The sequence below is a fragment of the Pseudomonas sp. UBA6323 genome, assembly GCF_002439135.1.
GTDB lineage: Bacteria > Pseudomonadota > Gammaproteobacteria > Pseudomonadales > Pseudomonadaceae > Aquipseudomonas.
The window spans coordinates 1-26150 of sequence record NZ_DJSX01000043.1 but is presented as its reverse complement, the minus strand read 5'-3'; the positions used below and the strand labels follow the sequence as shown (position 1 = coordinate 26150).

At 64.0% G+C, this 26150-nt stretch carries 23 protein-coding genes; 15 read left to right on the top strand and 8 right to left on the bottom strand.

All coding sequences use genetic code 11. The features are described from left to right. Nucleotides 1-128: 128 nt before the first annotated feature. Both B3P22_RS10270 and B3P22_RS10265 read left to right on the top strand, forming a co-directional pair. Nucleotides 129-656 carry a TetR/AcrR family transcriptional regulator gene (locus B3P22_RS10270; RefSeq protein WP_296270903.1) on the top strand — a complete coding sequence of 176 codons (528 nt, stop codon included), beginning with the start codon at nt 129-131 and terminating at the stop codon, nt 654-656. Beyond that, nucleotides 653-1783 (top strand): MFS transporter, encoded by a 1131-nt coding sequence (locus B3P22_RS10265; RefSeq protein WP_296270902.1) that lies wholly within the window; start codon nt 653-655, stop codon nt 1781-1783. The genes B3P22_RS10270 and B3P22_RS10265 overlap by 4 nt, the downstream gene beginning before the upstream one ends. A 107-nt stretch (nt 1784-1890) precedes the next feature. Here B3P22_RS10265 and B3P22_RS10260 read toward each other — a convergent pair whose 3' ends face one another. After that, nucleotides 1891-2250 carry a cupin domain-containing protein gene (locus B3P22_RS10260; protein ID WP_197857788.1) on the bottom strand — a complete coding sequence of 120 codons (360 nt, stop codon included), beginning with the start codon at nt 2248-2250 and terminating at the stop codon, nt 1891-1893. Between the two features lie 253 nt (nt 2251-2503). On the opposite strand from B3P22_RS10260, the gene B3P22_RS10255 reads away from it, so the two are divergent. Together B3P22_RS10255 and B3P22_RS10250 are read left to right on the top strand one after the other, a co-directional pair. Further along, nucleotides 2504-3997 (top strand): aldehyde dehydrogenase, encoded by a 1494-nt coding sequence (locus tag B3P22_RS10255; protein ID WP_296270901.1) that lies wholly within the window; start codon nt 2504-2506, stop codon nt 3995-3997. Between the two features lie 191 nt (nt 3998-4188). Beyond that, nucleotides 4189-5337, top strand: a complete 1149-nt coding sequence (locus B3P22_RS10250; RefSeq protein ID WP_017678271.1) for an MFS transporter — start codon at nt 4189-4191, stop codon at nt 5335-5337. Between the two features lie 6 nt (nt 5338-5343). Here B3P22_RS10250 and B3P22_RS10245 read toward each other — a convergent pair whose 3' ends face one another. Continuing rightward, nucleotides 5344-6798: a PLP-dependent aminotransferase family protein gene (locus tag B3P22_RS10245; RefSeq protein ID WP_296270900.1), complete on the bottom strand. Its 1455-nt coding sequence runs from the start codon at nt 6796-6798 to the stop codon at nt 5344-5346. 179 nt (nt 6799-6977) lie between these two features. On the opposite strand from B3P22_RS10245, the gene B3P22_RS10240 reads away from it, so the two are divergent. Then, on the top strand, nt 6978-7202 hold the full coding sequence (locus B3P22_RS10240; protein WP_275545700.1) for a DUF1127 domain-containing protein: 225 nt from the start codon (nt 6978-6980) through the stop codon (nt 7200-7202). Nucleotides 7203-7260: 58 nt separating this feature from the next. Here B3P22_RS10240 and B3P22_RS10235 read toward each other — a convergent pair whose 3' ends face one another. Beyond that, nucleotides 7261-8574 (bottom strand): NAD(P)/FAD-dependent oxidoreductase, encoded by a 1314-nt coding sequence (locus B3P22_RS10235; RefSeq protein WP_296270899.1) that lies wholly within the window; start codon nt 8572-8574, stop codon nt 7261-7263. Nucleotides 8575-8828: 254 nt separating this feature from the next. Between B3P22_RS10235 and B3P22_RS10230 the strand changes: the two genes are divergently transcribed. Further along, the gene (locus tag B3P22_RS10230; RefSeq protein WP_074677774.1) at nt 8829-9182 is read left to right on the top strand and encodes a YkgJ family cysteine cluster protein; all 354 of its coding nucleotides are present in this window, start codon (nt 8829-8831) and stop codon (nt 9180-9182) included. Between the two features lie 606 nt (nt 9183-9788). Here B3P22_RS10230 and dadR read toward each other — a convergent pair. Beyond that, nucleotides 9789-10277, bottom strand: coding sequence for a transcriptional regulator DadR (gene dadR / locus B3P22_RS10225; protein WP_197857795.1), 489 nt, complete (start codon nt 10275-10277; stop codon nt 9789-9791). A 156-nt stretch (nt 10278-10433) separates the two neighbouring features. Between dadR and dadA the strand changes: the two genes are divergently transcribed. From dadA to B3P22_RS10195, 6 genes are all read left to right on the top strand, one after another. Continuing rightward, nucleotides 10434-11732, top strand: coding sequence for a D-amino acid dehydrogenase (dadA, locus tag B3P22_RS10220; protein WP_296270898.1), 1299 nt, complete (start codon nt 10434-10436; stop codon nt 11730-11732). Nucleotides 11733-11771: 39 nt separating this feature from the next. Further along, a complete protein-coding gene (locus B3P22_RS10215) occupies nt 11772-12119 on the top strand; it encodes a RidA family protein (RefSeq protein ID WP_296270897.1) in 348 nt (115 codons plus the stop codon). A gap of 249 nt (nt 12120-12368) precedes the next feature. Then, entirely contained in the window at nt 12369-13442 is a 1074-nt protein-coding gene (gene alr / locus B3P22_RS10210; RefSeq protein WP_296270896.1) for an alanine racemase, read from the top strand. A gap of 103 nt (nt 13443-13545) precedes the next feature. Beyond that, complete coding sequence (locus tag B3P22_RS10205) at nt 13546-14094, top strand: cupin domain-containing protein (protein ID WP_296270895.1); 549 nt, start codon at nt 13546-13548, stop codon at nt 14092-14094. A 113-nt stretch (nt 14095-14207) separates the two neighbouring features. Beyond that, a complete protein-coding gene (locus B3P22_RS10200) occupies nt 14208-14630 on the top strand; it encodes a c-type cytochrome (RefSeq protein ID WP_197857799.1) in 423 nt (140 codons plus the stop codon). 125 nt (nt 14631-14755) lie between these two features. After that, nucleotides 14756-16891, top strand: coding sequence for an acetyl-CoA hydrolase/transferase C-terminal domain-containing protein (locus tag B3P22_RS10195; RefSeq protein ID WP_296270894.1), 2136 nt, complete (start codon nt 14756-14758; stop codon nt 16889-16891). Between the two features lie 24 nt (nt 16892-16915). On the opposite strand, the gene B3P22_RS10190 is transcribed toward B3P22_RS10195, so the two are convergent. The 3 genes from B3P22_RS10190 to rep all read right to left on the bottom strand — a co-directional run bounded on the left by B3P22_RS10190 (nt 16916) and on the right by rep (nt 20513). After that, entirely contained in the window at nt 16916-17488 is a 573-nt protein-coding gene (locus B3P22_RS10190) for a xanthine phosphoribosyltransferase (RefSeq protein WP_275545694.1), read from the bottom strand. 188 nt (nt 17489-17676) lie between these two features. Beyond that, the gene (locus tag B3P22_RS10185) at nt 17677-18159 is read right to left on the bottom strand and encodes a UPF0158 family protein (protein WP_296270893.1); all 483 of its coding nucleotides are present in this window, start codon (nt 18157-18159) and stop codon (nt 17677-17679) included. Between the two features lie 344 nt (nt 18160-18503). Then, nucleotides 18504-20513, bottom strand: coding sequence for a DNA helicase Rep (gene rep / locus B3P22_RS10180; RefSeq protein ID WP_296270892.1), 2010 nt, complete (start codon nt 20511-20513; stop codon nt 18504-18506). A 270-nt stretch (nt 20514-20783) separates the two neighbouring features. Between rep and B3P22_RS10175 the strand changes: the two genes are divergently transcribed. After that, nucleotides 20784-22448, top strand: coding sequence for a putative bifunctional diguanylate cyclase/phosphodiesterase (locus B3P22_RS10175; RefSeq protein WP_296270891.1), 1665 nt, complete (start codon nt 20784-20786; stop codon nt 22446-22448). Between the two features lie 27 nt (nt 22449-22475). Here the strand turns inward: B3P22_RS10175 and B3P22_RS10170 are convergent, their stop codons facing one another. Then, on the bottom strand, nt 22476-23861 hold the full coding sequence (locus B3P22_RS10170) for a NorM family multidrug efflux MATE transporter (RefSeq protein ID WP_296270890.1): 1386 nt from the start codon (nt 23859-23861) through the stop codon (nt 22476-22478). A 139-nt stretch (nt 23862-24000) separates the two neighbouring features. Here B3P22_RS10170 and B3P22_RS10165 point away from each other — a divergent pair, with 139 nt between their 5' ends. Beyond that, nucleotides 24001-24918, top strand: coding sequence for a LysR substrate-binding domain-containing protein (locus B3P22_RS10165; protein WP_296270889.1), 918 nt, complete (start codon nt 24001-24003; stop codon nt 24916-24918). A 165-nt stretch (nt 24919-25083) separates the two neighbouring features. Continuing rightward, nucleotides 25084-26150, top strand: a 1067-nt coding sequence (locus B3P22_RS10160; RefSeq protein WP_296270888.1) for a Cache 3/Cache 2 fusion domain-containing protein, incomplete at its 3' end; no start/stop codon positions are given.

Here is a 26150-nt window from a genome sequence, read left to right as displayed (position 1 = left end):
ATAAATGGGAGAGGGGAGCAAAGCGCGCACAACCTTAAGTGAACAGCATTACGCCCTGCGCGGGTCTTTTTTTGCCTGAGCATTTATAGCTGGTTGACGAGGTAAAGTGATCGTTTTACCTTGATCCTATGAATATTGACGCCAAGCTTATATCCGTGGCCGAAGAGCTGTTCAACCGGCACGGCTTCAACGCAACCGGCATGGATCGCCTGGCGCAGGCCGCCGGGATGTCCAGCCGCACGCTGTACAAGCACGCGGGCAGCAAGAACGAGCTGATCGCTGCCGTGTTGATGACACGTGGACAGCGCTTCCTGCAGCGCCTGGAGTTGGACAGCGTCGCGGCGTTGTTCGATGCACTGACCAGCTGGATGGGCGAGGAAGGTGCGCGGGGCTGTCTGTTTCTGCGTGCCCAGGGCGAACTCGGCACGGCCCTGCCGGAAGTCACCGAGGTCGTGGCGGCGTACAAGGCGCGCTTCAGCGAGACGGTGCGGCGGATTCTCATCCGACAGTTGGGCGCCAGCCCCGATGAGGAACTGGTCGAGCAGGTGGTCATTCTCTTCGAAGGTGCTACGGCCGCGGCCAGCTACCGCGGCCCGGCTGCAGTGGCCACGGCAGGGCGCGCGGCGACGCTGCTGGCCCTGCGGGGGCAGGCATGACCCGTGAATGGCGCCTTGGTGTCACGGGCTTCGGCCTGATCGCGGTGTGCTACGGCTTCGCCCGTTTCGCTTTCGGCCTGTTCCTGCCGCAGATCGATGCTGATCTCGCTCTGCCGGACGCCGTTGGCGGCCTGATCGCCGGTGGCTCCTTTCTTGGCTACTGCCTCGCCATCGTCGTCGCCGCACAACTGACCGAGCGCCTCGGCGCGCGTACCGTCGCCTTCGTTGCCGCATCGATCGGTATGCTCGGTATCGCCCTCGCGCCATCGGCGTTCTGGCTCGCCGCTGCGGTATTGCTCGCGGGCGTGAGTACGGGGCTGGCTTCACCGCCCATGGCCGCAGCAGTGGCGGCGATCGTCCAGCCGCAGCGTCAGGACGGCACCAATACCCTGATCAACGCCGGCACCAGTGCAGGCGTGATTCTGTCCGGCCCGGTCGCGCTGATGTTCGGCGCCGAGTGGCGGCTGGCCTACGGCGTGTTCGCAGCCGCGGCATGCGTGCTGGCGGTGCTGGCGGTTTTGCATGTGCCGCGTACCTCCGTGCCGCCTGTGCAGGCTCACGCGGGGGCGGCACTGTTCAGCGCCACCTTGAAGCGACTGGTGGTGGCGTCCCTGCTGATGGGTGCGGCCAGCACGGCCTTGTGGTCGTTCGGCAGCGAGATCGTGGCGCAGCGTCTGGGGTGGCAGAGCGCTGGAGCCGGATTGCTCTGGGTGGTGATCGGTGCCGCCGGAATCGCCGGTGCCGGAGCTGGGGCTCTGGTCGCTAGGCTGGGCGTCGACTGGGCGCACCGTCTGTGCCTGGCCGCGCTGGCGGCGGCCATAGTCCTGGTCGGTCTGGGGAGCGCGCCGGCCCTGACGCTGCTCGGCGGCGCGCTGTTCGGCGCGGCCTACATCACCCTGAGCGGCATCTATCTGGTCTGGGGCGTGGCTGCATTGTCAGAACGCCCCGCCACCGGGCTGACCATCGCCTTTCTCGGTATCGCCGTTGGCCAGACATTGGGCGCGCCGGTGTTCGGCGCTCTGGCGAGCTGGCTGAGCATGACGCATGCCGTCGTGCTATTTGCGCTGCTGGCATTGGCGGCGGGCGGCGTGCGTTCGGCTGTGGTCGAGACGGTGTCAGTGCGCTGAAGCCCCGCCGCGCAGAAAAAGACCCGCACAAGGCGGGTCGAAGGGTGACAAGCAACAACAGGATTCGGTGAGCCCGGAACCCGTCCGTGTGGCTCGCGGTCAGGTGCTTACTTGGGCTCGAAGATCACATAGACCTTGCGGCAGGCTTCCAGCACTTCCCAGGTGCCGGAGAATCCGGCGGGAATCACGAAGCGGTCGCCGGCGCGTACGGTTCTGGCGTTGCCATCGGCGTCACGCAGCACGGACACGCCCTGGAGGATCTCGCAGTACTCGTGCTCGGTGTAGTTCACCGTCCACTGGCCCACTGCACCTTCCCAGATGCCGGTGCTGAACTGGCCGCAGGGGCTGCTGTAGTGGTTGCGTACGCTCTGCTCGGGGTCACCCTTGAGCACTTTCTCCGCTGCGGGGCGATAGTGTTCGGCGGCCGTGCCGGCCTGGGCGAAGTCGACGATCTGCTCGATGTTCATCTGGCTGTTCCGTGGGGCGGTGGCGTTGATCACGCGGCCAGCGGGGCCGCGACGGTAGAGTCGTGGCGGCAGTCTATGTTTAAAAAAACGAACATGACAAGGGCTTTTCCCCGCCTATGTCAAAAATATTGAAAAGCCACAGCCCACTGGTTTAGTGTGGCGAGCAGGATTCGGCCAGCGAGCTGGCCTTGCAGAATTATTGACAGCGCGCGTCCCTGCGGGCGCCGCTTCCACCCATTGAGAGGATGCCGGAATGACTAGCCTGACTCGTAGCGACTGGGAACAGCGTGCCAAGACCCTGACCATCGAAACCCGTGCCTTCATCCACGGCGAATACCGCGCCGCCGAGTCCGGCGCCACCTTCGAGTGCATCAGCCCGGTCGACGGGCGTCTGCTCGGCCTGGTGGCCAGCTGTGATCAGGCCGACGCAGAGCTGGCGGTCAAGGACGCCCGCGCCGCCTTCGACTCCGGCGCGTGGTCGCGTATGGCTCCGGCCCTGCGCAAGAAGGTCATGATCCGTTTCGCCGAGCTGATCGAAGAGCATGGCCAGGAGCTGGCTCTGCTGGAAACCCTGGATATGGGCAAGCCGATCAGCGATTCGCTGAGCATCGACGTGAACAGCGCGGCCAATGCCATTCGCTGGAGCGGCGAGGCCATCGACAAGGTCTATGACGAAGTCGCCGCCACGCCTCACGATCAGCTCGGTCTGGTCACCCGCGAGCCGGTGGGTGTGGTCGCCGCCATCGTGCCGTGGAACTTCCCGCTGCTGATGTCCTGCTGGAAGCTTGGCCCAGCGTTGGCCACCGGTAACTCGATCATCCTCAAGCCCTCCGAGAAGTCGCCGCTGACCGGCATCCGCATCGCCCAGCTGGCCATCGAGGCCGGCATCCCGGCCGGCGTGTTCAACGTGCTGCCGGGCTTCGGTCACACCGTGGGCAAGGCCCTGGCCCTGCACATGGACGTCGACACCCTGGTGTTCACCGGTTCGACCAAGATCGCCAAGCAGCTGATGGTCTACGCCGGCGAGTCGAACATGAAGCGCGTCTGGCTGGAGGCTGGCGGCAAGAGCCCGAACATCGTCTTCGCCGACGCCCCGGACCTGCAGGCCGCTGCCGAATCTGCCGCCAGTGCCATCGCTTTCAACCAGGGCGAGGTCTGCACCGCCGGTTCGCGCCTGCTTGTGGAGAATTCCATCAAGGACAAGTTCGTGCCCATGGTGGTCGAGGCGATCAAGGCCTGGAAGCCGGGCAACCCGCTGGATCCGGAGACCAATGTCGGTGCGCTGGTCGACACCACGCAGATGAACAACGTGCTGAATTACATCCAGGCCGGCCATGACGATGGCGCGAAGCTGGTGGCCGGCGGCAAGCGGGTGATGGAAGAAACCGGCGGTACCTACGTCGAGCCGACCATTTTCGACGGCGTGAACAACGCCATGCGCATCGCCAAGGAAGAGATCTTCGGCCCGGTGCTGTCGGTGATCGGTTTCGACGATCAGGACGAAGCCATTGCCATCGCCAACGACACCGTCTACGGCCTGGCCGCGGCAGTATGGACCAGCAACCTGTCGCGTGCCCACTTGGTGGGCAAGGCGCTGCGTGCCGGCAGTGTGTGGATCAACCAGTACGATGGAGGCGACATGACCGCGCCGTTCGGCGGCTTCAAGCAGTCCGGCAACGGCCGCGACAAGTCGCTGCACGCGTTCGACAAGTACACCGAGCTGAAGTCCACCTGGATCAAACTGTAACGATAGCGGGGCGATCTCCCGCTCGTCGGCCAGGTAATCGGTTCCCCTCTCCCATTTATGGCAGAGGGGCTGGGGAGAGGGCCGAGAACGCAGAGAAACTGCCGGCTACCTCGCTCCTGAAACCTACGGCCGGGTTCCCGAGGAACCCGGCCGTTGTCTTTGCAGCCACTCGTTAACCAAGGAATTCGGCAATGCGTTGGGGCACCTACTTCGCCGTCTGTGCGGCGGTTATCAGTATCGGTCTGGCGCTCGGCGTGACCATGCCGCTGGTGTCGCTGCGCCTGGAAAGCTGGGGCTACGACTCCTTCGCCATCGGCGTGATGGCGGCGACTCCGGCCGTCGGCGTGCTGCTCGGTGCGTTGCTGGCCGGGCGTCTGGCGGCGCGCTTGGGCACCACCGTGCTGATGCAGCTGTGTCTGCTGCTGGGTGCGATATCGGTGGCGGGGCTGGCGCTGGTGCAGAACTACGCAGTCTGGGTGGGTCTGCGCCTGTTCATTGGCGTGGCCCTGACCGTGGTGTTCATCCTCGGCGAAAGCTGGATCAACCAGCTGGCGGTGGAGAAGTGGCGTGGTCGCCTGGTGGCGCTGTATGGCACCGGTTATGCCCTCAGTCAGCTCAGTGGCCCGTTGCTGCTGACGGCGCTCGGTACCGCCACCGATGCCGGTTTCTGGACGGGCGTGTGCCTGCTGATCGGCGGCTCACTGGTTCTGCTCGGGCGCACCGGCGCACCCAAGGTGGATGCGCACAGCGCTTCTGGGCGTGGTCTGCTGGTGTTCTGCCGCAAGCTGCCGGCGATTGCCTGGGCGGTGATGTTGTTCGCTGCCTTCGAAGCGATGATGCTGACCCTGCTACCGATCTACGGTCTGCGCCAGGGCTTCACCCAGGAGGTGGCGCTGTTCATGGTCAGCGTGGTGGTGGTGGGCGATGCGGTGCTGCAGCTGCCCATCGGTTGGCTGGCTGACCGCATGTCGCGGCAGTTGCTGTTCCGTGGTTGCGGCATCGTGCTGCTGGTGTCCAGCCTGGCGATTCCGCCGCTGTTGCATACGCCGGTGATCTGGCCGGTGCTGGTGGCCTTCGGTGCCAGTGCCGGCGGCCTGTTCACTCTGTCACTGATCATGATCGGCGAGCGTTACCGCGACGACGAACTGGTGCGCGCCAATGCTCACGTCGCCCAGCTGTGGGGGCTGGGCTGCCTGATCGGGCCACTCACCACAGGTGCCGTCAGCCAGTGGTTGAGCGGCCATGCACTGCCGCTGATGATGGCTACTGGCGCTTTCGTGTTCATCATCCTGGCGAGCAAGCGCGGGGCCTTCAGCGAGATGGAAGCGGCGCGTTCCTGAACCGGCTCAGCGCCACTGCCCCAGGGCCTGGGTCTGCTGCAGGTCGGCTTCTTCGATCAGCTCGGCGATGGTCACACCGATCTGCTTCACTGCTGCTTCGATGGTCGCGCTCGGCGGCTCGGCATAGTTCAGGCGGATGCAGTTGCGGTACTTGCCGGCCGCCGAAAAGATGCTGCCCGGCGCGATCTGGATCTTGTGCGGCAGCAGCGCGCGATTGAGCTTTTGGCTGTCGAAGCCCTGCGGCATCTCCACCCATAGCATGAAGCTGCCCTGCGGTCGGCTGACCCGGGTGCCGGCCGGGAAATAGCGGCTGACCCAATCCACCATCAGGTCGCGGCTGCGCAGGTACTGAGCGCGCATGCGTCTTAGGTGCGGTTCGTAATGCCCGTCCTTGAGGTATTCGGCCAGCGCCAGCTGCGGCAGCTGCGCGGTGCTGCCAGTGCCCAGGTACTTCATGTGCACCACCTGCTCCAGGTAGCGTCCGGGGGCGATCCAGCCGACCCGCAGACCCGGCGCCAGGGTCTTGGAGAAAGAGCTGCAGAACAGCACACGACCATCCTCGTCGAAGGACTTGATGCTGCGTGGGCGCGGGTAGCTGTAGGCGAGGTCGGCGTAGACGTCGTCCTCGATGATGGCCACATCGAAGCGCTGCGCCAGGGCCACCAGGGCGCGCTTGTTGGCGTCGGGCATGATGTAGCCAAGCGGGTTGTTGCAGTTCGGTGTGAGCTGGATGGCCTTGATCGGCCATTGCTCCAGAGCCATCTCCAGGGCGTCGAGGTTGATCCCGGTGAGCGGGTCGGTAGGCAGTTCCAGCGCCTTCATGCCGAAGCCCTTGAGCGCCTGCATGACGCCATGGAAGCTCGGCGAGTCGACCGCGACGATGTCGCCGGGCTGGCAGATGGCGCGCACGGCAGCCGACAGAGCTTCGTGGCAACCAGTGGTGACCACCAGGTCTTCAGCAGCCACCCGGCAGCCGGAGTCGAGCATCAGCCGGGCGATCTGTTCGCGCAGGCGAATATCGCCGCGAATGCCGCCATAGGTGAGTACGTCCGGGTCCTGCCGGCGCGCCTGACGCGACAGGTTGCGCAGCAGCGGCTTGAGCGTCGGGCCGCTGATGTCCGGGCGGCCGCGGCCCAGCTGCAGCATGTCGTGCTGTGGCGAGCTGCTGATCAGTTCCAGCACGTGATCCCACTGCGAGACTTCCACGGGGCGCTGGGCGGCTCGACTGATCTGCGGCAGGGCGGGCATCTGCCGGCCCACCGGCACGAAGTAGCCGGACTTCGGCCTCGGCGCGGCTAGCCCCATGTCCTCGAGGTGGCGGTAGGCCTGCTGCACGGTGCTCAGGCTGACGCCGTGTTCCTGGCTCAGGCTGCGTATCGACGGCAGGCGATCGCCGGGGCGGTACAGTCCCTGCTCGATACGGGTGCCGATCAGTTCGGCCAGGTTCAAATAGAGCGTCATGACAGTCGTCCCCTTTGGGGCAGAGTGGACTTGAACCAGTACAGTTCGCCTTGAAAAATCCCATTCAGGGGAAAAAACGGCGAATCTGTATGGAGTAAATAAGGATTTTTTGAATCTGTCATGTGTTTTCTAACGACGGCATGCTGATCTCCCATGACAGAAGTAAGAGGGAGGCAGCCATGAGCGGATTCAGCAAGACAGATTTCGCGGCGGTGGGCGAGGATGTACAGGTAGCGCCACACAAGGATGAGGCCCGCTACTTCGGTCGCAACTGGCCGGCCTTCTGGCGGCGCCTGAGTACGCGCCGCGCGCTGCTCAAGCTCAGCGACCAGCAGCTGCGCGACATAGGCCTGAGCCGCGCCCAGGCCGAGCGCGAGGCGAGCCTGCCGTTCTGGAAGCTATAAGGTCAGCTTCGCCGCGCGGCACGCCCGAAGGAGCGGCTTCAGCCGCAATTTGGTAGGCTTACAGCAACTCTTTAAGCCGATGCCAGGCCATCCCCAGTGCCAGCAGCGGCGAGCGCAGGTGCTTGCCGCCGGGGAAGGTCATGTGCGGGACCTGGGCGAACAGGTCGAAGCCGCGGCTTGCCTGACCGGCGATGGCCTCGGCGAGCAGCTTGCCGGCCAGGTGCGTAGCATTGACGCCGTGCCCGGCATAGGCCTGGGCGTGGAACACGTTGGGCTGGTCCTTGAGTCGGCCGATCTGTGGCAGGCGGTTGGCACCGATGCCGATCATCCCGCCCCACTGGAAGTCGATACGCACGTTGGCTAGCTGCGGGAACACCTTGAGCATCTTCGGTCGCATGTAGGCGGCGATGTCGGCCGGATCGCGCCCGGAATAGTGGCAGGCACCGCCGAACAGCAGTCGGCGGTCGGCCGAGAGGCGGTAGTAGTCGACGGTCACGCGTTGGTCGCACAGCGCCATGTTCTGCGGAATCAGCTGGCGCGCCTGCTCTTCGGAAAGGGGTTCGGTGGCGATGATGTAGCTGCCGGCCGGCAGCACCTTGCCACTCAGCGTCGGGTTGAGGCCGTTGATGTAGGCATTGCAGGCCAGCACCAGGTACTTGGCGCGCACCTGGCCGTTGGCGGTATGTAGGCGCACTTCGCTGCCATAGTCGATGCCGGTCACCGGTGAGTCTTCGAACAGCTGCACGCCCAGCGACTGGGCGGCTGCGGCTTCGCCGAGCGCCAGGTTGAGCGGGTGCAGGTGGCCCGAGCCCATGTCGATCATGGCTCCGTGGTAATTGTCGGAGCCGACCACCTCATGGATGCGCTCCTGCGGCACCATGCGCAGTTCGTGGCGATAACCGAGGCTTTCCAGCTCGGCCTTGTCCTCGGCGAAGCCGTCCATGTGCGCCGGCTTGTTGGCCAAGTCGCAATAGCCCCAGGTCAGGTCGCAGTCGATGCGAAACTGCTCGACGCGGCTGCGCACGATCTCCACGGCCTCCAGGCCCATCAGCTTGAACTGGCGTACGCCGTCCTTGCCAACCTCCGATTCGAACTGCTCGACATCATGGCCGACGCCGCGAATCAGCTGCCCGCCGTTACGGCCGCTTGCGCCCCAGCCGATCTTGCGCGCCTCAAGCAACGCCACCGAGAGGCCCTTCTGGGCCAGCTCGATGGCCGTGTTCAGGCCGCTGAACCCGCCACCGACGATGCACACATCCACCTGCCGTTCGCCGTCCAGGGGCGGGTAGGCCTGCTGGCGGTTGACGCTGGCGGCGTAATAGGAGACGGCATGCTGTGGGCTGTGGACGGGCTGGTGAACGCGGGCGTTCATGTGCGAAATCCTGATTTTGTTGTGTGGAAAATTCAACGCAGCATAAGCGCGTGATTGTTATCACGCCAAGAGACAGGCAGAAAAAAAGCAGGCTGCCTTCGCTCATGGGTTTTGGCCTGTCACCGCTGAAGCGCCTCCCACAAGGAGTGCTGGGCCTTGGTGGGAGGGGCTTCGCCGCGAGTTGAGGTGTCTGAGCGAATGACATTTCGGCGCCTGGCAGTAAACTCGCCGCCATCACCTAAGGATACCCAACGATGAGCTGCACCGACCGCAAGATCGACCACCTGCGCCGGCAGATTCCGCGCTTCGACTGCGTGCCCGGCTGCCACGATTGCTGCGGGCCGGTCACCGCTTCGTCCGAGGAGCTGGCGCGCCTGCCGGTGAAAAGCGATGCCGAGCACGATGCGGCGTTGGCCGAATACAACTGCGTGCACCTGGGGCCCAATGGCTGCGAGGTGTATGACCAGCGGCCGCTGATCTGCCGCCTGTTCGGTACCACGCCTAACTTGCCATGTCCGCATGGTCGCGGGCCGGAGCAACCGATCGAGCCAGCGGTGGAGCGCCAGGTGCACCGGCTGATCGCCACCACGCGGCAGCGCTTGGTGTAGAACGCAGCGGCATCTCCTGTGGGAGCGAATTCATTCGCGATCCTAGATGGTATGGCCCCGTTCAATCGCGAATAAATTCGCTCCTACAACGGCAATAGCTCACTTCGGCCCGGTAGGGCCTGGCTCTTCTTGATAGCCCATGTGTTAGCGCTCGTCAGCTTGCAGGCGGAGCGTGGAGCGACCCTGTAGGAGCGATTTATTCGCGAATAAGGTTGGTACGGTATTGCGGCTGATCGCGAATAAATTCGCTCCTACAACGGCAATAGCTCATTCGGGCGCCGGTAGGGCCTGGCTCTTCTTGATAGCCCATGTCAGCGCTCGTCAGCTTGCAGGCGGAGCGTGGAGCGACCCTGTAGGAGCGAATTCATTCGCGAATGAGGTTGGTACGGTATTGCGGCTGATCGCGAATAAATTCGCTCCTACAAATGGCATTCGCTCATTCGGGCGCCGGTAGGGCCTGGCTCTTCTTGATAGCCCATGTGTCAGCGCTCGTCAGCTTGCAGGCGGAGCGTGGAGCGCCCCTGTAGGAGCGAATTTATTCGCGAATGAGGTTGGTAGGGGGCCGCGGCTGATCGCGAATGAATTCGCTCCTACAACGGCAAATGCTCATTCCGGCACCGGCAGCGCCAGGCTCTCCTTCACCTCTTCCATGACGATATAGCTCTTCGATTCGCGCACGTGCGGCAGCTTGAGCAGGATGTCGCCGAGCAGCTTGCGGTAGCTGGCCATCTCGTTGATGCGCGCCTTCACCAGGTAGTCGAAGTCGCCGGAGACCAGGTGGCATTCCAGCACGTGCGGCAGCTTGAGTACGGCGCGGCGGAATTCCTCGAAGGTATCGCCGGACTTGTAGTCCAGGCTGATCTCGACGAACACCAGCAGGCTGGCCTTGAGGTGCTGCGGGTTGAGGCGGGCGTGGTAGCCCATGATGATGCCTTCGCGCTCCAGGCGGCGTACGCGCTCGGTGCATGGCGTGGTCGACAGGCCCACGCGCTCGCCCAGTTCGGTGAAGCTGATGCGCCCATCCTCCTGCAGGATACGGAGGATGTTGCGGTCGATCTTGTCCAGTTCACGACGGCTTTGATGCTGGGTTCTCATGGGGAATCTGCCTCTGCAAAACGGCTTTTTGCCAAGAATTCTCGCCAAATATAGCCGTGTATATGGTGAAAAGCACTGCACGGCTCTTCCTATACTGCGCCCATCGACAACAATGGCCTGTAACGCACGCGCCTTGGGCGCGGCGGGGAGAAAAACATGCGTGTTCTGGTTCTCGGCAGCGGTGTGATTGGTACCGCCAGTGCTTACTACCTCGCCCGTCAGGGCTTCGAGGTGGTGGTGGTCGACCGCCAGGATGGCCCGGCTTTGGAAACCAGCTTTGCCAACGCTGGCCAGGTTTCCCCCGGCTACGCTTCGCCCTGGGCTGCCCCGGGCGTGCCGCTGAAGGCCATCAAGTGGCTGCTGCAGAAGCACGCTCCGTTGGCGATCAAGGCCACTGGTGATGTCGACCAGTACTTGTGGATGGCGCAGATGCTGCGCAACTGCACCGCCAGCCGCTATGCGATCAACAAGGAGCGCATGGTTCGTCTGTCCGAGTACAGCCGCGACTGCCTCGACGAGCTGCGTGCGGAAACCGGCATCAGTTATGAAGGCCGTCAGCTCGGCACCACCCAGCTGTTCCGCACCCAGGCCCAGGTCGATGCTGCCGCCAAGGACATCGCCGTGCTGGAAGCCTCCGGCGTGCCGTTCGAGCTGCTCGATCGCGACGGCATCGCCCGCGTCGAGCCGGCCCTGGCCGGGGTCAAACACAAGCTGGCCGGTGCCCTGCGCCTGCCTAACGACCAGACTGGCGACTGCCAGATGTTCACCACCAAGCTGGCTGACATGGCCAAGGCGCTCGGTGTCGAGTTCCGTTTCGGCCAGAACATCCAGCGTCTGGACGCCGTGGGCGACCGTATCAACGGCGTGTGGATCGACGGCAAGCTGGAAACCGCCGATCGCTACGTGCTCGCCCTCGGCAGCTACAGCCCGCAGCTGCTCAAGCCGCTGGGCGTGCGCGCGCCGGTCTACCCGCTCAAGGGCTACTCGCTGACCGTACCGATCACCAACGCCGACATGGCGCCGACTTCGACCATTCTCGACGAGACCTACAAGGTCGCCATCACCCGTTTCGATGGTCGTATCCGCGTCGGCGGTATGGCCGAGATCGCCGGTTTCGACCTGTCGCTCAACCCGCGCCGTCGTGAAACCCTGGAGATGATCACTGCCGATCTTTACCCGCAAGGCGGCGATCTGCAGCGCGCCGATTTCTGGACTGGCTTGCGTCCAGCCACGCCCGACGGCACCCCGATCGTCGGCGCCACCGCTTTCCGCAACCTGTTCCTCAACACCGGTCACGGCACACTGGGCTGGACCATGGCCTGCGGTTCCGGTCGTCTGCTCGCCGACCTGATGGCCAACAAGCGTCCGCAGATCAGCGCTGATGGTCTGGATATCTCGCGTTATTCGCGCAAGGCTCGCGAAGTGCACAGCGCACCGCAGCCGCTGCGCACCTGATAGCCTTCGCGCTTTCGTAATTCAAGGAGCTTCAGCTTTATGTCGATTCAGCGCCTGCATGTGGCCAAACGCTACAGCGAAGTGGTGATCCACAACGGCACGATTTACCTCGCTGGCCAGTTGGCCGATGACTTCGACGGTGACATCCGCGAGCAGACCCGCCAGACCCTGGCCAACATCGACAAGATGCTGGCCGAGGGTGGTAGCGACAAGAGCAAGATCCTCTCGCTGACCATCTTTCTCAAGGACATGACCGACTATGACGGCCTCAACGCCGAGTACGACGCCTGGGTCGCCGATGGCCATGCACCGGCCCGCGCCTGCGTCGAGGCGAAGATGTACAAGCCCGAAGTGCTGGTGGAAATGTGCGTAGTGGCTGCCGTCTGAGGCAGTCACCGCAGTGAACAATTTTTGCGGCCCGCCATCCCTGGCGGCCGCCCTTACGGGCCGTCGCGGGGCAACGTCAAAATTTGTTCCAGACAATTTTTTGTGTTGGCTTCTCGCCCGGCTCCCCCGCCGGGCTTTTTTTACACGTAGCCGGATGCAATCCGGGGCTTTGGTAACGAGTCATCCCCGAATTCATCCTGGCTACGAAAAAACGATCGCCTCAGCGAAACGATTGAGAGATTACGAACCATGCGTCCTGCCCGTGCCCTTATCGACCTCGACGCCCTGCGTCAGAACTACCAACTGGCCCGCGAGCTGAGCGGCGCCCGCGCCCTGGCCGTGGTCAAGGCCGATGCCTACGGGCATGGCGCGGTGCGTTGCGCGCAGGCGCTGGAGAGCGAGGCCGACGGCTTTGCCGTTGCCTGCATCGAAGAGGCGCTGGCGCTGCGCGAGGCCGGCATCCAGGCGCCGATCCTGCTGCTCGAAGGCTTTTTCGAGGCCGACGAGCTGCCACTGATCGACCAGCATGATCTGTGGTGCGTGATTCACGCGCAGTGGCAGATCGAGGCCGTCGAGCAGGCTCAGCTCAGTAAGCCGCTTACCCTGTGGCTCAAGCTCGACAGCGGTATGCACCGCGTTGGCCTGCATCCAAGCGATTACCAGCAGGCTTATCGTCGTTTGCTGGCCAGCGGCAAGGTCAGCAAGATCGTGCTGATGAGCCACTTCGCCCGCGCCGACGAACCCGAGTGCGAGCGTACCGCCGAGCAGCTGGCCGTTTTCCAGCAGGCGCGCGAAGGCCTGGCCGCCGAGGTCAGTCTGCGCAATTCGCCGGCCGTGCTCGGCTGGCCACAAGTGCCCAGCGACTGGGTGCGCCCCGGCATCATGCTTTACGGCGCTACGCCTTTCGAGCAGGTTCAGAAGCAGGCCGCGCGCCTGCGTCCGGTGATGACCCTGGAGTCGAAGGTGATCAGCGTGCGCGAACTGCCGCCCGGCGAGCCCGTGGGCTATGGCGCGCGCTTCGTCTCCGAGCGGCCGACTCGCGTCGGTGTGGTCGCCATGGGCTATGCCGACGGCTATCCGCGCCACGCGCCGACCGGCACGCCAGTGATGGTCGACGGCCAGCCGACTCGCCTGATCGGCCGTGTGTCGATGGACATGCTCACCGTCGACCTCACCGATCTGCCACAGACGGGCCTGGGCAGCCGTGTCGAGCTGTGGGGTAAACAGGTACTGGCCAGCGACGTGGCCATGGCTGCGGGCAGCATCCCCTATCAGATTTTCTGCAACCTGCGGCGGGTGCCGCTGCTCTATCTCGGAGGTTGATTCGACCGGCTGTAGAAGAGCATGAACGCAAGTGTTGTAAATTCCGAACGCTATGCCATGATACGGACACTTTCCGTATCACTCCCAAAGGGGGACTCCAGCATTGGACGTCGGCGTTCGACTGCAATCGATTCGTAAGCTCAAAGGTCTTTCTCAGCGTGAACTCGCCAAGCGGGCGGGCGTTACCAACAGCACCATTTCCATGATCGAGAAGAACAGTGTGAGTCCCTCGATCAGCTCACTGAAAAAAGTGCTGAGCGGTATCCCCATGTCGCTGGTGGAATTCTTCTCCCTCGACATGGAGCAGGAGAACCAGATTCAGGTGGTCTACCGGGCCTCCGAGCTGACCGATATCTGCAGTGGCGCCATCACCATGAAGCTGATCGGCAAGGCTCATCCGAGTCGCGCCATTTCCTTCCTTGACGAAACTTACCCGGCCGGCACCGATACCGGTGACGAGATGTACGCCCATGAGGGCGAGGAGGCCGGCATGCTGGTAGAAGGCAGGCTGGAGCTGACCGTGGGCAACGAGGTATTCATCCTCGAGCCGGGCGACAGCTACTACTTTGAAAGCAGCAAGCCGCATCGCTTTCGTAATCCCTTCGACGCGCCGGCGCGTCTGATCAGCGCCACTACGCCAGCGAACTTTTGATCAATAACCCTGCGACAATATGGGTTGTTTCGGTGGGGCGCGCTTGCCGTTATACTGTCGCCCGCTCGCGAAACCGTGGCCGCGGGCGTGACTAGCCACGAAGAGGGTGTACCGTGAATCTGATGAAGAAAATGCTGGCAGTACCGGCTGCCGTATTGGCCCTGTGGGCAGTGACTGCTCAGGCCACGACCGATGAAGCCATTGCCGAGCGCCTCAAGCCTGTGGGCGAAGTGTGCATCATGGGTGAAGAGTGCAAGGGCGTCGAAGCCGTTGCCGCTACCGCCGGTGGTGGTGCACGTACCGCTGATGACATCATCGCCAAGCACTGCAACGCCTGCCATGGCGCTGGCGTACTGGGTGCACCGAAGATCGGTGACACCGCTGCCTGGAAAGAGCGCGCCGATCACCAGGGCGGCCTCGACGGCATCCTCGCCGCTGCTATCTCCGGTATCAACGCCATGCCGCCGAAAGGCACCTGCGCTGATTGCACCGATGAAGAGCTGCGCGAAGCCATCCAGAAGATGTCCGGTCTTTAAGACCCGCCGCTTCCCTGAAAAACCGCCCTCCGGGCGGTTTTTTCGTTTCTGGCGATGGCATGCAACCATGCCGGTATCCACGCAGTCCAAGCAGCATTCATCACGGATGCCGCAAGGAGCGCCAGATGCCGCAGACCTGCACCATCGAGCAAGCCGTCGAACTCGTCCTGAGCGAGATCGACGGGCCGATTCATCTGGGCCTGCCGCTCGGCCTGGGCAAGCCCAATCGCTGGGTCAATGCGCTGTATGAGCGCGTGCGCAACCTGCCTGAGCGGCAACTGACCATCTACACCGCGCTGTGCCTGGCGCGCCCGCGTGCCGATCAGGATCTGCAGCGGCGCTTTCTCGAGCCCTTCGTCGACCGGGTCTACGGCGATTATCCCGAGCTGGAATTTCTCGCCGACCTGCAGGCCGGCAGTCTGCCGGCCAACGTGCGTGTCGAGCAGTTCTTCTTCCAGCCCGGTAGCCTGCTCGAATGCGCGCCGGCGCAGCAGGATTACATCAGCAGCAACTACAGCCATGTCGCCCGCGACCTCAACGCCAAGGGCCTGAATGTGGTCGCCCAGTATGTGGCGGCTGACACACGGCGGCCGGAGCATTTCAGCCTGAGCTGCAACCCGGACGTGACCCTGGACCTGCTGCCACTGCTGGAGCGACGTCGCGCGGCGGGCGAAACCGTGCTCGGCATCGCCCAGATTCACAGCGACCTTCCGTACATGGTCGGCGATGCCCAGGTGCCGCGCGACACCTTCGATATCCAGCTGCTCGAAGACGAGCGCAGCACGCTGTTCTCCACGCCGAACATGCCGGTGACGGTGCAGGACCACTGCATCGGCCTGTTCGCCAGTGCGCTGGTGCGCGATGGCGGCACCCTGCAGATCGGTATCGGTGCGATGGGCGATGCCCTGAGCGCTGCGCTGATCGCTCGCCAGGCGGATAACGCCGGCTACCAGGCCCTACTGCAGTCCCTGCATGGCGACGCCGGCTCGCTGCAGGCCAGCGCCGAGATCGGCGGTGTGCTGCCGCTGCGCGAAGGGCTATACGGCTGCAGTGAAATGTTCGTCAACGGTCTGCTGGCCCTGGCCGAAGCCGGCCTGGTGCGGCGCGCGGTCTACCCCGACGTCGAAGTGCAGCGCCTGGCCCTGGCCGGTGCTCTGGATGGTCAGGGCCGGCCGCACAGCATCCAGGCCCTGCTCGATGCCGGGCTGGCGCCACGGCTCGATGAGTACGGCCTGCAATGGTTGCAGCAGAGCGGTCTGCTGGCCGAGGAGGTGCGTTTCGAGAAGGGACTGCTGCGCCTCCCGGACGGCAGCCTGTTCGATGCCGATCTGGGCAATGCGCAGCTCCAGGCGAGCCTGCACCCCTTTCTCGGCAGGGCCCTGGGTGGCGCGGTACTGCATGGCGGTTTCTTTCTCGGCCCGGCGGCCTTCTATGCGCGCCTGCGTGAGCTGGACGAGGCAACCAGGCAGCGCTTCGCCATGACCGGTATCCGCTATATCAATGAGCTGCATGGTCAGGAAACGCTCAAGCGCCTGCAGCGCCGCGACGCGCGTTTCGTCAACACGGTGTTCACCATGACCCTGCTCGGCGCCGGAGTAGCGGATCAGTTGGAGGACGGTCGCGTGCTCAGCGGCGTCGGCGGGCAATACAACTTCGTTGCCCAGGCTCATGCGCTGGAGGATGCGCGCTCGATTCTGCTGTTGCGCAGCTGGCGCGAGTCGGGTGGCGAGGTCAGTTCCAACATCGTCTGGGACTATGGCCATACCACCATTCCCCGGCATCTGCGCGACATCGTGGTGACCGAATATGGCGTCGCCGACCTGCGCGGCAAGACCGACGCCCAGGTGATCGAGGCGCTGCTTGGCATCTGCGACTCGCGCTTTCAGGACGAATTGATCGAGCAGGCGCAGCAAGCGGGCAAACTGCCGGCGGATTTTCGCCTCGATCAGCGCTTTACCCACAACCTGCCAGAGCGTCTGCAACTATTGCGTGAGCAGCATGCTGCGCTGTTCGCCGAATACCCGTTGGGCAGCGATTTCAGCGAGGTGGAGCAGGACCTGGTGCGTGCGCTGAGCTGGCTCAAGAGCAAGCTGCGCCTGACCGAGGCGCTGGAGCTGGGCAAGGCCACGCTCGATGCGCCGGAGCCGGGTGCGTATCCCGAACACTTGCGGCGCATGAACCTGGAGGCGCCGGATGGCGTACGCGAGATCCTTTACCAGCGCTTGCTGCTGGCGGGCCTGCAGGCCACCGCCGCGCCCTGAAGCGCGCGAGGCCGTGCACAGCCTTTAATCGAGGAAGCGCACCTGGCCGTTCTCCAGAGCGGCGACACGGGCCAGCGATTCGACGCGGTAGCCTTCGCTCTGCAGCAGGTTGCGGCCTTCCTGGAAGGACTTCTCGATGACGATGCCGATGCCGGCAACCTGGGCGCCGGCTTGCTGGATCAGGTCGATCAGCGCCTTGGCGGCGTGGCCGTTGGCGAGGAAGTCGTCGATCACCAGTACCTTGTCGGCAGCAGTCAGGTGACGAGCAGAAATGGCGATGGTGCTTTCGGTCTGCTTGGTGAAGGAGAACACCTTGGAAATCAGCAGATCGTCCTTGAGCGTCAGCGACTGGAACTTGCGCGCGAAGATCACCGGGATGCCCAGCTCCAGGCCGGCCATCACCGCTGGGGCGATGCCCGAGGCTTCGATGGTGACGATCTTGGTGATGCCCTGGCCGGCGAAACGCTGGGCGAACTCGTGGCCGATCTCCTGCATCAGGCGCGGATCGATCTGGTGGTTGAGAAAGGCGTCCACCTTGAGTACGTGCTCGGACAGCACGATGCCTTCGCTGCGAATCTTCTGTTTCAACGACTCCACGGTCGATCCTCTGGTTGAGCAGAAAAGCTGCGGATTTTCGCTCAAAACACCCCGGATTGTGTAGTGAAACCGAAGCCTGCCCGACGGTCGTAGCCAGTTGACCGCTCAGACAGGTTGTTGGCACGTAGCCCGGATGCAATCCGGGGGCGCTCAGCATGATTCCAGTGACAGGTATTGAGCGTGCCCGCTCATGCGCTCTTGTTCAGCCGCCGCAGAATGTCCCTGGGGATGCCGCGGGTATCCAGTGGCAGCTTCTCCGGCGCTGGCTCCAGGCCCAGCTCGTAGAGCCAGTTGAGGGCGTACTCGCGCAGCTGCTTGAGTTCATAGGCCTGCCACTGCTGGCGAATCGGCGCGAAGGCTTCGATCTCGTAATCGAACGCGCGCAGCGGTTTGCGCCCGGTCAGCGCGGCACTGAGCAGCGGGTGCGCATGCAGGTCGTCGAGGGTGAACAGGAACGACTCGCGCATGGCGATGCGCTGCGGTATGTCAAGGTTGGGCACCTGGCTGTAGCGGTCGGGATCGAGTTCGATCTGCTGGCGCTGTTCGCTGTGCTGATCCTCTGGCGACAGGCTCAGGACGCTGCCGCTTTCCAGGTCCAGCCAGTGTTCCTGCTGTTCGCGGCCATTGATCAGCTGTATCAGGGCATCGAGGTCGAGGGTGAAGGTACGCATGGTTTCAGCCCCTGTTTCTGAACGTGGTGTTCTTCTGACTGGCAAATATGGCGAGGGTGCCGGTGCCGAGTGCAAAGGGATAAGGTAACCGCCAAAACCAACCCCTGTGGGAGCGGACTTGTCCGCGAAGCTTTTCGGAGGAGCTGGTTGTTGAGTGTGGTCATTTTTCTATGGGGCAGGGTGGAAACCTTTTCGCGGACAAGTCCGCTCCCACACAAGTCCGCTCCCACCCAAGCTCACTCCACCCCAGCTCCCTCTCACACAAGTCCTTATCCACACGGATCTTCTGCTGCACAAGCCCAGCCCCACCTGCTTGGGAAGTGGGATTGTCTGCAGCGAGCGAGTCAGCGCTTGAGCATGGCGCGCATATTGGCCAGGGCGTCGTTGCCGCGTGCGGTCTTGACCTCCACGGGAGCCTCTTCCTGACCTTCCCAGACCAGGTCCTCCGGCGGCAGCTCGTCGAGGAAGCGACTCGGCGAGCATTCGATGATCTCGCCATACTGCTTGCGCTTGGCGGCGAAGGTCAGCGCCAGGTTGCGCTTGGCGCGGGTGATGCCGACGTAGGCCAGGCGCCGCTCCTCCTCGATGGTGTCGGCCTCGATGCTGGAACGGTGCGGGAGGATCTCCTCCTCGAAGCCGATGATGTACACCGAGGGGAATTCCAGGCCCTTGGAGGCGTGCATGGTCATCATCTGCACGCCCTCGGCGCCTTCTTCCTCTTCCTGCTGGCGCTCGAGCATGTCGCGCAGCACCAGCTTGCCGATGGCGTCCTCGATGGTCATGTCGCCGTCTTCGTCGCGCTCCAGGGTGCTTTTCAGCGCCTCGACGAGGAACCACACGTTGCCCATGCGCGCCTCGGCCACCTTGTCGCTGGAGGCGTTCTGGCGCAGCCAGTTCTCGTAGTCGATGTCCATGACCATGCTGCGAATGGCGGCGATCGGGTCGTTCTGCGCGCACTCCTGGCGTACGCGATCCATCCATTTGGTGAAGCGCTGCAGGCGTTCGGTGAAGCGCGCGTCGAGGTGTTCGCCGAGGCCGATTTCGCCGGCAGCGGCGTACATGCTGATCTTGCGCTCGCTGGCGTAGTTGCCGAGCTTTTCCAGGGTGGTGGAGCCGATCTCGCGGCGCGGTACGTTGATCACCCGCAGGAAGGCGTTGTCATCGTCCGGGTTGACCAGCAGGCGGAAGTAGCTCATCAGGTCCTTCACTTCCTGACGGGCGAAGAAGCTGGTGCCGCCGGACAGGCGATAGGGAATCTGGTGGTGCTGCAACTTCAGCTCCATCAGCTTGGCCTGGTAGTTGCCGCGGTAGAGGATGGCGAAGTCGCTGTACGGGCGCTGGGTGCGCAGGTGTTCGGTGAGGATCTCCAGCGCCACGCGCTCGCACTCGGCGTCTTCGTTGCGGGTGCGGATCACGCGAATCTCGTCGCCATGGCCCATCTCCGACCACAGCTGCTTTTCGAACACGTGCGGGTTGTTGGCGATCAGCACGTTGGCGCATTTGAGGATGCGGCTGGTGGAGCGGTAGTTCTGCTCCAGCATCACCACCTTCAGCGAGGGATAGTCCTCCTTCAGCAGCATCAGGTTTTCCGGGCGCGCGCCGCGCCAGGCGTAGATCGACTGGTCGTCGTCGCCGACCACGGTGAACTGGTTGCGCATGCCCACCAGCATCTTCACCAGCAGATACTGGCTGGCGTTGGTGTCCTGATATTCGTCGACCAGCAGGTAGCGGATGCGGTTCTGCCACTTGTCGAGGATGTCGGCGTGCTCCTGGAACAGCTTCACCGGCAGCAGGATCAGGTCGTTGAAGTCCACCGCGTTGTACGCCTTGAGCGTGCGCTGGTAGTGCAGGTAGACGATGGCTGCGGTCTGCTCCTTCGGCCCACGGGCATTGGCCAGCGCCTCGTCCGGCAGGATCAGGTCGTTCTTCCAGCTGTCGATCAGGTTCTTGATCTCGTCGGCACCGTCATCGCCGGAATACTCCTTCTGCATGATGTCGGTGAGCAGCGCTTTGATGTCGCCGTCATCGAAGATCGAGAAGCCGGGCTTGTAGCCCAGGCGCGCGTACTCCTTGCGGATGATGTTCATGCCCAGGTTGTGGAAGGTGGACACGGTCAGGCCGCGCGCTTCGCTGCCCTTGAGCAGCGTGCCGACGCGCTCCTTCATCTCGCGCGCGGCCTTGTTGGTGAAGGTCATGGCGACGATGTGCTGGGCGCGGATGCCGCAGTTCTGCACCAGATGGGCGATCTTGCGCGTGATCACGCTGGTCTTGCCGGAGCCTGCGCCGGCGAGCACCAGAAGTGGGCCGCCGACATAGTTCACGGCCTCTTGTTGCCGGGGGTTCAGTCGGGACATGGGATCGATCACAGAAAAATGGCCGCGCATTTTAACAGGCCTGGCGGCTTCTGCCGCGACCGTCCGGAACTGTGGCCTGGCGCACGGATTTGAAGTGCAGCGCGCTGGGTTATCCGAACGGATGCAGTACTCTGGTTCCACTTGCCGGTTTTTTGGCTATACCTCAGGATGTGCGTTCACTTTCACCCGGATGTGATTGATTAGACGTCGGTTAAGACGCGGTCAGGCGACACGATTCGCCATTATTCTTGATCATTTGGGGGAGGTCGCTTGTCCACGCTCGTCGAACCCATGCGCCTGGTTCTGCTGGCGGATTCGCCTGGCTGGGCCGAATCGTTGCGCGAGCACCTGGCTGCCCTTGGCAGTTCCTCTACGTTGATCACCGCACCGTCCTGGGAAGCGGCCAGCAACCTGTTCGATGATCACGCCGGTGGCCTGCTGCTGGCCACGCCTGAGCGCATCCCCGAGGCCGGTCAATGTCCGCTGCCGATGGTGCTGCTGCTCGAAGACGAGCCCAATGAAGAGCCGGCCGGTGTCAGCGACTGGTTGGTGCGTAGCAGTCTCAACCTCGATGTTTTGCGCCGCTGCCTGCGCTACGCGCGTGAGCAGGGCAATCTCAAGCACACCCTGCAACGTCTCGCCGAGCAGGACCCGCTCACCGGTATCGCCAACCGCCAGGGTTTCCAGACCCTGCTCGCCGCGCGCCTGGCCGAATGCGGTGGCCGTGGCCTGGTGCTGGGGCATCTCGACCTGGACAACTTCCGCCATGCCAACGATGCGCTGGGCTACCAGGGCGGTGATCGCCTGATCCTGCAGGTGGTGGCGCGCCTCAAGGGGCTGCTGCAGCCCTGCGACCAACTGGCCCGCCTGGGCAGCGACGAATTCGCCCTGCTGCTGGACGTACGCCGCGACCCGCAGCGCGTCGAGCACCTGGCCGAGCGCGTCACCGAAGTGCTGGGCGAGCCCTACTGGGTCGACGGCGAGAGCCTGCTGATCGGTTGCAGCCTGGGGTTGGCCCATGCCCGCGCCGGGGAGGGCGCCGATCCGCTGCTGTGGCACGCACATATCGCCATGCAGCAGGCCAAGAGTCAGCAGGGCTGCGTGTTTCACGTCTATGACGAGCGCCTCAACCGCGGTGCGCGCAGCCAGGCCGATCTGGAGAGCGAGCTGCGCCGCGCGCTGCGTCGGGACGAGCTGGAGCTGCACTACCAGCCGCGGCTGTGCCTGGAAAGCGGACGCATCGTCGGCCTGGAGGCGCTGGTGCGCTGGCAGCACGGCGAGCGCGGGCTGCTCTCGCCCAGTGAGTTCGTGCCGCTGGCCGAGGAAACCGGGCTGATCGTGCTGCTCGGTTACTGGGTCATCTCCCGCGCCTTGCGCGACATGCAGTGGTTGCGCGGGCGTGGCCTGCCGGCGCTGCATATGGCGATCAACCTGTCGTTCCGCCAGTTTCAGGACAGCCAACTGCTGCCGACGCTCAGCCGCCTGATCGAAGAGCGTGGCATCGATGCGCAGTGGCTGGAATTCGAGCTGACCGAAACCGCAGTGATGCGCCGCAGCGATCAGGTGCAGCAAACCATGCTGGCGCTGGGACGGCTTGGCGTGCGTTTTTCGCTGGACGACTTCGGCACCGGTTTCTCGTCCTTCGTCCACCTCAACAGCCTGCCGATCACCCTGCTGAAGATCGACAAGAGTTTCGTCGGCGGCATGGGCGAACGGCCCGAGAACCGCCAACTGGTGCGGGCGATGATCAACCTGGCGCACAACCTCAACCTGGAAGTGGTGGCCGAGGGGGTTGAGAATATCGAGCAGCTCGACATGCTGCGCCAGTTCGGCTGCGATCAGGCGCAGGGCTACCTGATCAGCAAGGCCGTGCCGTTGAGCGAGCTGGCGCGTTTTCTGGTATTCGGCATGCGCCAGCCGCTGCTCGGCGGATAGTAACCCGTAGCCCGGATTGCATCCGGGCTACGACAGGCAGACCTCGCCCTCTACCCTGTTCGGCCGCTGCAGACGTGCCGTCTTCCATTGGAAACCCAGCACTAGACCGGTGGCCGTCGCCGCCAGGCCTGCGGCCAGCCCCCACCAGACACCATGCGCGCCCCAGCCGAGCGGGAAGGCCAGTAACCAGGCCAGCGGCGCGCCGATGCACCAGTAGCCGGTCAGGCCGATCACCAGGGTCGTGCGGCCGTCGTTGAGCCCGCGGATCGCACCCATGGCGATGCTTTGCAGGCCGTCGAACAGCTCGAACCAGGCGGCGATCGCCAGCAGGCTCACCGCCAGGGTGACGATATCGGCGAACGCCGGATCATGCCGGTCGAGGAACAGGCCGATGATCCATTCCGGCAGCAGCCAGAACAGCAGGGCGAACAACAGCATCATTGCTGCGCCCAGGCCCATGCCGAGGTGCCCGGCCAGGCGCGACAGGTGCAGGCGGTCGGCGCCGTAGTGCAGGCCGACGCGGAAGGTCACCGCGTAGGACAGGCCCTGCGGCACGATGAATGCCAGGGCAACCGTCTGCATGGCGATCTGATGGGCTGCCAGTTGCACGCTGCCCAGCGCACCCATGCACAGCGTGGCGAAGGTGAACAGCCCCTGCTCGGCGGCGTAGGTGCCGCCAATCGGCAGGCCCAGGCGCAGCAGGGCGCGCATCTCGTCCCGCTGTGGGCGACCCAGGCCGCTTCGAAGCTTGTAAGCCTGGTAGGTCGGCGAGATCAGGATGTACAGCGCCAGAGCCAGGGCCATGGCGCTGCTGACCAACGCGGTGGTCATGCCAATGCCGCTCAGACCGAGGCTAGGCAAGCCGAACCAGCCCTTGATCAGCGCATAGTTGATGACGAAGTTGGCGACCGTGCCGATGATGCTGATGGTCATCACCGGGCCGGGATGGCCGATGGCGCTGGTGAAGCCGCGCAGGGCCATGAAGCACAGGTAGCCGGGCAGGGCCAGCGATAGCGGACGCAGGAACGCCATGGCCTGGCTGGCTGCTGCCGGGTCCTGGCCCAGGTGCGGGAGCAACGGGCCCAGGCCATTGAGGCACAGCGCACTGGCGATACCCAGCAGCATGGCCAGCCACAGGCCGTTGCGCAGCAGGCGAGTGACGCCGCCCGGGTCACCAGCACCATGGCGGATGGCGACCAGGCTGCCTACCGCGGCGATCACGCCGGTGCAGAAGATCGAGAAGATGAAATAGCAGGTGGCACCCAACGCGCCACCGGCCAACTGCTGCGGGCCGAGCATGGCCATCATCAGCGTGTCGGTGAAAATCATCAGCGCATGGGCCAACTGTGCGGAGATCAGCGGGCCGGCCAGGCGCAGCAGTGCACCCAGCTCGTGACCAGGGGAATTCTTCATGATGAGTAAAACTTCGGCAGGGTAAGCATCCCCGGACTGTCGGGGGACGAGCAATGGCAGCTATTCTCTGGTTTGTAGCGACCATTCACAAAAGGAAAATAGCCATGCTGGGTATGACAAAAACTCATGGAATTGGATTGTGACCCGTCGCTTGCCGCCGCTGTACGCCCTGCGGGCCTTCGAGGCCGCTGCGCGCCATTCGTCCTTCACCCGCGCCGCCGAGGAACTGGCCATCACCCAAAGTGCGGTGAGCCGGCATATCCGCACGCTGGAGGATTACTTTGCCTGTCGTCTGTTCGAGCGCCGTGGCCGCAGCCTGCAACTGACCGATCCGGGCCGGGCCTTGCTGCCGGGGCTGAGCGATGGCTTCGATGCATTGGAGCGGGCCAGCGCGGCCTTGCGCGCCGACGATCAGGTGCTGCGCCTGAAGGCACCGTCGACCCTGACCATGCGCTGGTTGCTGGCGCGCCTGTCGCACTTTCGCCTGAGCAATGCGGACAGCGAAGTGCAGCTGACCAGCGCCTGGATGGATGTGGACAAGGTCGACTTCCGCCACGAGCCCTTCGACTGCGCGGTGCTGCTTTCCGACGGCCAGTTTCCGGAAGATTGGGAAAGCGTGCTGCTGTTCGAGGAGTGGCTGATCCCGGTCTGCGCAGCAGCCGATATCGCAGCCGGCCCCTGGTCTCTGGCACGTTTGCGGACCGCCGAGCAACTGCACCCGACGCCGGACCGCCGCGACTGGCGGCGCTGGTTGCAGGCCACCGGCCTGGGGGAGCAGGTGCCACTGAAGACCGGTCAGCTGTTCGACATGCTCGAACTGGGCATCGTCGCCGCCGCCCGCGGCTACGGCGTGTCCATCGGCGATCTGCTGATGGTGGCCGAGGACGTCAACGCCGGCCGGCTCGGCCTGCCCTGGCGCACCGCCGTCAGCAGCGGTGAGGGCTACTATCTGGTGTGGCCGCGCGGGCATCGTGCCGCCAGTCGTATCAACCGATTGTCGGATTACCTGCAGGATGAAGTCGCGCGGATGTGCCTGCCTGAGGTGTCAAGAGCTTGATTTTTTTCGGGTTTCACCGGGTGGTCGGTCACAGCTTGCAACCAGTGCCATCATTTTGAAATTGACCTAGAGTTTTTGTCGGGTATCCTGCCGCGCCTCCTACTAAAGTCGTAGGACAACCCCCACAATTTCGCCGCCAGTTTAAGGGTGGCTCGAGGCTCTCCCATGCAATCGCCCCGGTCACGTATTGCCTTGCAACTGGCCACCGCGCTGGCCGTCGTGCTGGTCCTGCTTATCAGCGCCAGCACGCTGTTCGCCCTGCGTTCGCTGAACAACGCCAACCTTGTTACCCGCGAAGAACACCTGGCCAGCGAGGCGCGTTTGCTGGCCGACCAGTTGGACACCTTCCACAGCAGCCTGCGCGACAGTACCCAGCGCCTGGCGGGTCTGTTCGAGCGCCGTTTCTCCAGCGGCCTGAATGTCAGCAGCCAGCGCGTTGCGGTGGCGGGCGTGCAGGCGCCGGTGCTGTCCCTGGGTTCGGCGGCGTTGAATAACGACTTCACCCAGGTGGACGAGTTTCATGACCTCACTGCAGGCGTGGCGACCGTCTTCGTACGTGACGGCGACGATTTCATCCGTATCAGCACTTCGGTAACCAAGCCGGACGGCAGCCGCGCCATCGGTACCGTGCTGGACCGCAACGGCCCGGCCTACCCGAAGGTGGTCAGCGGCGACAGTTATGTGGGGCGCGCGTTTCTCTTCGGCCGCTTCTACATGACTCAGTACACCCCGGTGCGCGATGCCAGTGGCCGGGTTTTCGCGGTGCTGTTCGTCGGCTTCGACTACACCGACGCGCAGAACGCTCAGTTCGACAACCTCAAGCGCTTCCGCATCGGTGAAACCGGCTCCCTGGCTCTGCTCGACGATCAGGGATCCTGGCTGGTGCCGCCGGCCGGTGCCCGTCAGCCGGAGCAGGTCGCCGGCAAGTTGGCCAATGTGCTCGACGAGCCGGGCCGCGGCACCTTCTGGAGCGACGGTGTCGAGGAGTTCTTCAGTGTGGCCATGCCGTTCAGCGGCGGCCCCTGGCAGGTAGTGGCGAGCATGCCGCGCACGGAAATCCAGGCGGTGACCTGGCGCGTCGGCAGCCAACTGGCGGTCGGCAGCGCCATCACCCTGCTGCTGGCGGTGATCGCCGTGGTCTGGCTGCTGCGGCGCAAACTGCGCCCGCTGGGTGATCTGGTGCAGCAGGCGCAGGCGCTCGGCGCCGGTCACCTCGGCGCGCGCATGGCGCA

Bases quoted from the DNA above. Each gene is read 5' to 3' on its own strand.
- B3P22_RS10270 (WP_296270903.1), top strand. From the start codon at position 129: ATGAATATTGACGCCAAGCTTATATCCGTGGCCGAAGAGCTGTTCAAC.
- B3P22_RS10265 (WP_296270902.1), top strand. From the start codon at position 653: ATGACCCGTGAATGGCGCCTTGGTGTCACGGGCTTCGGCCTGATCGCG.
- B3P22_RS10260 (WP_197857788.1), bottom strand. From the start codon at position 2,250: ATGAACATCGAGCAGATCGTCGACTTCGCCCAGGCCGGCACGGCCGCC.
- B3P22_RS10255 (WP_296270901.1), top strand. From the start codon at position 2,504: ATGACTAGCCTGACTCGTAGCGACTGGGAACAGCGTGCCAAGACCCTG.
- B3P22_RS10250 (WP_017678271.1), top strand. From the start codon at position 4,189: ATGCGTTGGGGCACCTACTTCGCCGTCTGTGCGGCGGTTATCAGTATC.
- B3P22_RS10245 (WP_296270900.1), bottom strand. From the start codon at position 6,798: ATGACGCTCTATTTGAACCTGGCCGAACTGATCGGCACCCGTATCGAG.
- B3P22_RS10240 (WP_275545700.1), top strand. From the start codon at position 6,978: ATGAGCGGATTCAGCAAGACAGATTTCGCGGCGGTGGGCGAGGATGTA.
- B3P22_RS10235 (WP_296270899.1), bottom strand. From the start codon at position 8,574: ATGAACGCCCGCGTTCACCAGCCCGTCCACAGCCCACAGCATGCCGTC.
- B3P22_RS10230 (WP_074677774.1), top strand. From the start codon at position 8,829: ATGAGCTGCACCGACCGCAAGATCGACCACCTGCGCCGGCAGATTCCG.
- dadR (WP_197857795.1), bottom strand. From the start codon at position 10,277: ATGAGAACCCAGCATCAAAGCCGTCGTGAACTGGACAAGATCGACCGC.
- dadA (WP_296270898.1), top strand. From the start codon at position 10,434: ATGCGTGTTCTGGTTCTCGGCAGCGGTGTGATTGGTACCGCCAGTGCT.
- B3P22_RS10215 (WP_296270897.1), top strand. From the start codon at position 11,772: ATGTCGATTCAGCGCCTGCATGTGGCCAAACGCTACAGCGAAGTGGTG.
- alr (WP_296270896.1), top strand. From the start codon at position 12,369: ATGCGTCCTGCCCGTGCCCTTATCGACCTCGACGCCCTGCGTCAGAAC.
- B3P22_RS10195 (WP_296270894.1), top strand. From the start codon at position 14,756: ATGCCGCAGACCTGCACCATCGAGCAAGCCGTCGAACTCGTCCTGAGC.
- B3P22_RS10185 (WP_296270893.1), bottom strand. From the start codon at position 18,159: ATGCGTACCTTCACCCTCGACCTCGATGCCCTGATACAGCTGATCAAT.
- rep (WP_296270892.1), bottom strand. From the start codon at position 20,513: ATGTCCCGACTGAACCCCCGGCAACAAGAGGCCGTGAACTATGTCGGC.
- B3P22_RS10170 (WP_296270890.1), bottom strand. From the start codon at position 23,861: ATGAAGAATTCCCCTGGTCACGAGCTGGGTGCACTGCTGCGCCTGGCC.